Here is a 7,184-nt window from a genome sequence, read left to right as displayed (position 1 = left end):
GGTACACCTGTAGGTACACCTCCAAATACATTAGTACTTGGTCCTGGTCAATACAGATTTATGGACTATGTAAAAGCTGGTGTTCCATTGATTCTAGTTTGCTTCGTAGTAAGCTTAATTATTATCCCAATGGTATGGCCATTCTTCCCTGGTAAATAATAGGGGATAGGTTACTCTACTATAAGAGCATATATGAGGTCGAATCTTATGATTCGACCTCATTTTTTATCTCGATTTTTTTGTATTTAGACTAATTCATGATGTAGTCGCAAGTTATATAATCACTTATATTAAGAGGAGCTCTAATTATAAAGATATTAACTTTATTATGTTTAATATTAAATTAGGATTACTATAATCTCTATGAAATCGTTTTGTTAATATATAATAATAAAAATTACGATTATAAAATTTAACTTGATGATATATAATGTAGTTATAGGAGAGTTATTTGAATTTTATGGAGGTTAATATGAAAAAAAGAATTATAGCAACAGTATTAACTTTGGCACTTGGTGTATTTGTAGGGGGAAATTCAGAAGCTTATTCCTATCCAGAACATTTAAATGGTGATCCTAATTATATCCTAACTTATGGACATATGAATTATGGTTCTTATATTGATAAAAACTCTGTAAAGGTTCTTAAAGAAACGGAAGAAGGGATTTCATTTTCAGTGAATACTGTATATGGATTGGTGTTAGACAAAGATTTTTCATGGATCTTTCCTGCACAAAATATAAAACATAGTCAAATGCAGTTTTCAAGAAATTATAATGATCCTTGGAATGTTGTTTATATATATAATTCGACAACACAAAATTGGGAAGAGGCTGATTTAAGTAATACTTATGGTTATAATCAAAATTTACTAGGAACTTTTGGCGAGTCTTGGAAAATTTTGACTGGATCAAATTATCCTAATTTAAAAAGACAATAAAATATATCAATGATAATGAATATTGATAATTGAATTCCTAGTATAATACTACGTATTTTAATTAAAATGATAATAAGTGCATTCTCAATTATTGAGTATTATACTCAGTTAGTTAAATGAAAAGAAATATCAAAATGCAGATAAATATAGGCTTTTTATGATAAAAAGGAACAATTGTTATGCAAAAATTATACGTTTATTTATCATTTTCATTTGACTTTCAATTAGAACTGTGTGATAATGAGAACATAAGTTGAGGCAAGTGCCTTTCTAAATGATAATAAAAAGTTCTGATTTATATTTTTTGATGGAGGTCCTAATTATGAGAGTTATTGCTGATGGTTGCATTAAATGTGGTTCTTGCGCATCTGTTTGCCCAGTATCCTGCATTACTGAAGGCGAAACTAAATACGAAATTGGCGATGCTTGCATCGATTGCGGTTCTTGCGAATCCGTTTGCCCAGTATCTGTAATTTCTGCTGAGTAATCCACAAATAAAATACGCCCCTCGTTGAGGGGCTTTTTATTTTGCCTAAATTTGTGTTACTTAGTATAATAGGACTATTAAGATATATATTATAGTAAGGGAGTTAATCTTGTTTTATACTGTACTTATCATTTGGTTATTACTAGACCAATTAACTAAATATTATATAATGAATCATTTTTTGTTAGGAGAGTCTTTACCTGTTATTCCTAACGTATTTCATCTCACCTATATTATTAATCGCGGGGCAGCTTTTGGGATGTTAGCGAATCAACGATGGTTCTTTTTACTAGTAGCTGTTATTTTACTAGCTGTTTGCGCCTATTACTGGAAGCGATTATCTAAGGGGCCTTGGACCTTGCAAATTGGATCTGCCTTATTAGTTTCTGGGGCTATTGGTAATGGCATTGACCGTTATATGATTCATGGGGTAGTGGATTTTTTTGATTTCCGTATATGGCCTATTTTTAATGTTGCAGATATCGGTATCTGTGTTGGAGTGGTTTTTGTTGTATATTATTTGTTTACATTGAAAGAGGACCATGAGTAACTTTCACCAATAGAGTTTAACAGGGTATCGATCTGAAGAATAGGTAAATCTGTTATATGTAGTATACTTAACTCATAGAGGAGTAGGGGATGAATGAATATATTGTAAGTGCTGAGCAAGAAGGCATGAGACTGGATGTATTTTTAACAGAGCAGATGGAAGGCTCTCGTAGCTATATTCAAAGTTTAATTAAAGATGGTCATGTTACAGTAGGTGGTAAAGTTGGAAAGGCCAATCTTCGGCTTACACCTGATACTGTAATTCATGTGGAAATCCCAGAACCGGAATCTGTAGAGGTTAAACCGGAGGATATTCCTTTGGATTATCTATACGAAGATCATGATATCGTTATTGTAAATAAGCCTCGAGGTATGGTGGTTCATCCTGCAGTAGGAAATTATTCGGGCACCCTTGTAAATGCCTTACTATTCCATTGCAAGGACTTGTCTGGAATCAATGGTGAAATTAGACCTGGCATAGTGCATCGCTTAGATAAAGATACGTCTGGTGTTATGATGGCCGCAAAAAATGATGCTGCTCACATTGGTTTAGCAGAACAAGTAAAAGAACATTCTGCAAAGCGTACTTATTGGGCGCTAGTACAAGGTAATATCGTAGAAGAGAAGGGTACCATCAAGGCTCCTATTGGACGACATCCTAAAGATCGCATGAAAATGGCAGTGGTTTTTGAGAATAGTAAAGATGCAGTAACTCATTTTAAGGTTCTTGAACGATATGGTCACCAAACATTGGTAGAATGTAATTTGGAGACTGGTAGAACTCATCAAATTCGGGTTCATTTTGCTCATATAGGGCATCCTGTCGTTAATGATCCATTCTATGGATATCGCCGCATGGATTTCCCAATTGAAGGGCAAGCATTACATTCTAGATCTTTAGATGTTAAACATCCTATTACAGGTGAAGAGATGCACTTTGAGGCACCGGTACCAGCTGACTTTGAGGCGTGCTTGGAATTTGCTAAGACTTATCGTGAAGATAAGAGAAAATAGGTTATAGTTTTCTTTGATTTTTAATACCTAGTTTTTACTGCTTATTTGAATATAGGAGCATAGAAATATTTTATGCTGTAAGGACGAATATATGGAAAAGAAACGTTTATTGATGGATCAAGATGCTATTATGCGTGCGATTCGTCGTATTAGTCATGAAATTCTAGAACGAAATAAAGGTTTGTCTAATGCGCTGATTGTAGGTATTGAACGGCGTGGTGTCATTTTGGCGAAGCGTTTACAAGCTGAAATTGAGCGCATTGAAGGCATTCATATTGATTGTGAATCCTTGAACGTTGCAGTGTATCGTGATGATCGTGATGCTCGTCCTAAAGAGGGTGAACCATGTATGATTGATACAACGGAAAAGACGATTATCCTCGTAGATGATGTGTTATATACGGGTCGTACCATTCGTGCTGCTTTAAATGCATTGATGACGGCTGGTAGACCTACATCTATTCAACTGGCTGTACTAGTCGACCGTGGTCATCGTGAGTTGCCTATACGAGCAGATTATGTAGGTAAAAATATTCCTACATCGCATCTTGAAAGCGTACGCGTTGCCGTCGCTGATCTGGATGGTGAAGAAGGGGTTACAATACAGGAATAACCTGTATTGTAACCCCTTTTTGAGTATTAGCATATTGAGATGGTTTATCTTAATAAACTTAAATTATTCGACTCTTATATTTATGTGCAGATTGTTCCTATTAGATTGAAGTTTTGCTTATTATTAGCTTATTACTGTTGAATTACTTTCTAATCTAATCTAATCTTATCTTATGTATTGTGGCGTATAGGTGTAGTCCATATGGCCCATTCGTTTGATTTCATTATGGAAGCATAGGGCCTGTACGTCTGTAGCTAATGTATCGATTTGATGCATTGTTTGTCCCAATGTATTTAATTCATTAGGTGCTTTGGCCCATTTTTGAATAAGTGGTATTTCAAAATCATTTCGAAGCCATTGACGACCTCTATCGTTGAAGGCAAGTAAACGAGCATATTGTGGACCTTCCTGCATAGCTGTTTGTAATACAGCTTTTTGGATTCCTAACGTGAGATAGGCCCCCATCCGTTGTAAACGTGCATAGGTATAGCGCTTTGATTTTATATGCTCCATAGCCAAGTCCCACGTAGCTTGTTGGGCTGCTTTGGTCCATAAGTGTTCAATGCCTTCGTTGAAATCTCCGATGCTTTGTAGCTCCTTAGTTGATGTACGACGACTTAAGGTGTGGACCATATCAAAGTAGCGATTATAGTTTACATAAGCACCATTAGAAAGTATATTAGTCATATCGTCTGCAATAGTCTTAGGAACGATTGACTGAAGTTGTAATTCTAGTTTACAATTTGCTGTATTAAATTTTGTTATTGTAGTTGCAGTTGAATTTACATTTGAATTTGAATTTGTATTGGTATTTGTACTCGCACTGGTCGTTGTATCCATATTTGTAGAAGTGTAGATACTGTTTATATTACAATTGTTACTACCCGTAGCCATATTTGTTATAAGTTTACGTAATGCTGTACCAGAAGGGAGAGCTTTTGTAATGTTTGCTTCGTGATGATCTGATGTGCGTAAGATTGGCATGTATTGTAAGGAAGGATGATAGTTAAGTCCTGCTCGAATATATTCAAGTCCTAATAGTGCATTGGGTGTGTTGAGCATCTCTGTATTAAGGGCTTTACGAAAGGCAGAGCCATAGGACATACCTTCGTTAATATAGGTGTGCAATACTGTTTGAGTATTTTCACAATCCATACTTTTAGCTATATCTACGAGTGCATCTAGATTAGCTGTTTCAGAACCAAAGGAAAGGGCGTCGATATGTAAAGCTTTTACCATACGAATAGCACCTGTTCCAAAAAGTTGTGCACTACCCAAAGCATAGAGCGTAGGTAGCTCAATAACGATGTCTGCACCACCAAGAATAGCCCAACGAGCACGATCAAATTTAGAAAAAATAGCAGGTTCGCCTCGTTGCACAAAGGAGCCACTCATGATACAAATGCGCAGCGCATCTGGATGCTCTTGTGCTAAGGTATGTAATTGATGAGTATGTCCATTGTGAAATGGATTGTATTCACAGATAATACCGATTGTTTTCATAGTGTCTCCTTTCATTAGTGTTAGTGTAACAAAGCAAGTAAATACTGTAAACAACATTTCATTATATCTAAATAAAAGGCTTATTTAGATAGGTAATATTGTGTGTAAATATTAAGTTTAGTATAGATTTTCTTGTCTCTATAGGCTATAATTAACTGTAAATGCTGAATTGATGTGAGGTATATGATGAAACAAAATTGGAAACGCACATTACAAGGGGCTCTACTCGGGGTTGCTCTACTAGCAATGGCGGGATGTGGCTCAAATAATGTAATGGATACATATAGTTTTGGCCATCAAGTTATCCGTGTTGGTCAATCTGAGATTACCATTGCTTTGCCTTATGAAATGGGTAAAAGCACAAAAAATATGACTGATGATGGATATCCAATCGATATTTATGGATCCGTTACAGAGCATATGGTAATTGAAGTTGAAGCTTTGCGTGCTGGTGATAACAAGCTATTGCCTACGGTTGATGAGTTTTTGAATCGCAGTAAGACTGAGTTCACTAAGATGGGCGCAACCATCAAGGAGGAGTCCGCGGCTTTACAAGGTACATCTGCTAAGAAGCTTGATGTGACATATACAACGCAAGGACAAACATTTAGATTTTCTCAATACGTATTCTTAGATCATGGCGTATTGTGGAATATAATCTACCAATATCCTGAGAAGGATCAGGTAGGTGCTGATATCAGCAAAGAAATTCAAAACAAGATTCAAGTTACGCAACAGAAAGAGGGTTAATCGATGAACGTATTAGTAGTTAACTGCGGTAGTTCTTCCTTGAAATATCAATTACTTGATATGACAACTGAAACAGAATTGGCAAAAGGTCTTTTTGAAAAGATTGGTGATCAAGATGCTATCTTCACTCACAAACGTCCTAACGCAGACAAATTAGAACGCGTTGAACCAATTTTGAACCATAAAGAAGCACTTCGCATCTTACTTGATATTTTAGTTGATGCTGAGTTTGGTGTAATTAAATCTATGGACGAAATCGACGCTGTTGGTCACCGTGTAGTACATGGTGCTGAAAAGTTCGCTGACTCCGTATTAATCACTCCAGCTGTTATGGATGCATTGAATGAATGCTGCTCCTTGGCACCATTGCACAATCCTCCAAATATTCAAGGTATTGAAGCTTGCCAAGCTATCATGCCAAATGTACCACAAGTTGGCGTATTTGATACTGCATTCCATCAAACAATGCCTAAAGAAGCTTACATGTATGCGCTTCCTTACGAATACTATGAAAACTATGGCATCCGTCGTTATGGTTTCCATGGTACATCCCACAAATATGTTGCACAACGTTGCGCTGAATTGATGGGTAAACACATGTCTGATCTTCGTATTATCACATGTCACTTGGGTAACGGTTCTTCTGTTGCTGCTATTAAAGGTGGCCGTTCCATCGATACTACAATGGGCTTCACTCCATTGTCTGGTTTAATCATGGGTACTCGTACTGGTGATATTGACCCAGCTATCGTACCATTCTTGATGGATAAAACAGGTATGACTTATGAAGAAGTTGACACTGTAATGAACAAAAAATCTGGCGTATTGGGTATTTCTGGGGTGTCTAATGACTTCCGTGAAATCGAAGAAGCGGCAGCTAAGGGTCACAAACATGCTCAATTAGCATTGAATATGTTCCATTACAAAGTTCGTCGTGTAATTGGTGCGTTTGCAGCAGTTATGGGCGGTGTTGACGCTATCGTATTTACTGCAGGTATCGGTGAAAATGGTATCGGTAACCGCGATGCTATCTGTAACGGCTTAGAATACTTGGGTACTCGCATTGACTCCGAACGCAATAATATTCGTGGTAAAGAACAAGAAATCAGTGCAGAAGGCTCTAGAGTTAAAATCTTTGTAATCCCTACAAACGAAGAAATCATGATTGCTCGCGATACTCAACGTATTACAGCATCTTTGAAAAAATAATATGGTTCGTATCAGAACTAGGTGACTAATAGAGTCATTAAACCCCGTCTATATCTAAGATATAGACGGGGTTTTTGTAGTTTTTATACATAGAATATCTTATAATAGGATGTATAGTT

Annotated in this window: 8 protein-coding genes and 1 pseudogene; 8 read left to right on the top strand and 1 reads right to left on the bottom strand. The window is 36.4% G+C overall.

Annotation, left to right across the window (positions count from 1 at the left end; all coding sequences use genetic code 11):
• The 6 genes and pseudogenes from Q0507_RS03450 to pyrR all read left to right on the top strand — a co-directional run.
• A pseudogene (locus Q0507_RS03450) lies at positions 1–159 on the top strand (anion permease); the annotation flags it as partial.
• 313 nt (positions 160–472) lie between these two features.
• Positions 473–940 carry a hypothetical protein gene (locus Q0507_RS03445; RefSeq protein WP_298712453.1) on the top strand — a complete coding sequence of 156 codons (468 nt, stop codon included), beginning with the start codon at positions 473–475 and terminating at the stop codon, positions 938–940.
• 322 nt (positions 941–1,262) lie between these two features.
• Positions 1,263–1,427, top strand: a complete 165-nt coding sequence (locus Q0507_RS03440; protein WP_004696472.1) for a DUF362 domain-containing protein — start codon at positions 1,263–1,265, stop codon at positions 1,425–1,427.
• A gap of 109 nt (positions 1,428–1,536) precedes the next feature.
• Positions 1,537–1,977, top strand: coding sequence for a signal peptidase II (gene lspA, locus Q0507_RS03435; RefSeq protein ID WP_298712450.1), 441 nt, complete (start codon positions 1,537–1,539; stop codon positions 1,975–1,977).
• An 89-nt stretch (positions 1,978–2,066) separates the two neighbouring features.
• Positions 2,067–2,990 (top strand): RluA family pseudouridine synthase, encoded by a 924-nt coding sequence (locus Q0507_RS03430; protein WP_298712447.1) that lies wholly within the window; start codon positions 2,067–2,069, stop codon positions 2,988–2,990.
• Between the two features lie 91 nt (positions 2,991–3,081).
• A complete protein-coding gene (gene pyrR, locus Q0507_RS03425) occupies positions 3,082–3,603 on the top strand; it encodes a bifunctional pyr operon transcriptional regulator/uracil phosphoribosyltransferase PyrR (RefSeq protein WP_298712444.1) in 522 nt (173 codons plus the stop codon).
• Positions 3,604–3,768: 165 nt separating this feature from the next.
• Here the strand turns inward: pyrR and Q0507_RS03420 are convergent, their stop codons facing one another.
• On the bottom strand, positions 3,769–5,106 hold the full coding sequence (locus tag Q0507_RS03420; protein ID WP_298712441.1) for a nucleotidyltransferase family protein: 1,338 nt from the start codon (positions 5,104–5,106) through the stop codon (positions 3,769–3,771).
• A 186-nt stretch (positions 5,107–5,292) separates the two neighbouring features.
• On the opposite strand from Q0507_RS03420, the gene Q0507_RS03415 reads away from it, so the two are divergent.
• On the top strand, positions 5,293–5,856 hold the full coding sequence (locus Q0507_RS03415; protein WP_367268444.1) for a hypothetical protein: 564 nt from the start codon (positions 5,293–5,295) through the stop codon (positions 5,854–5,856).
• A 3-nt stretch (positions 5,857–5,859) separates the two neighbouring features.
• A complete protein-coding gene (locus tag Q0507_RS03410) occupies positions 5,860–7,065 on the top strand; it encodes an acetate/propionate family kinase (protein WP_298712434.1) in 1,206 nt (401 codons plus the stop codon).
• Positions 7,066–7,184 lie beyond the last annotated feature (119 nt).

It is taken from the genome of uncultured Veillonella sp., from assembly GCF_938010505.1.
GTDB lineage: Bacteria > Bacillota > Negativicutes > Veillonellales > Veillonellaceae > Veillonella.
This window is presented reverse-complemented; position numbering and strand designations above follow the sequence as displayed.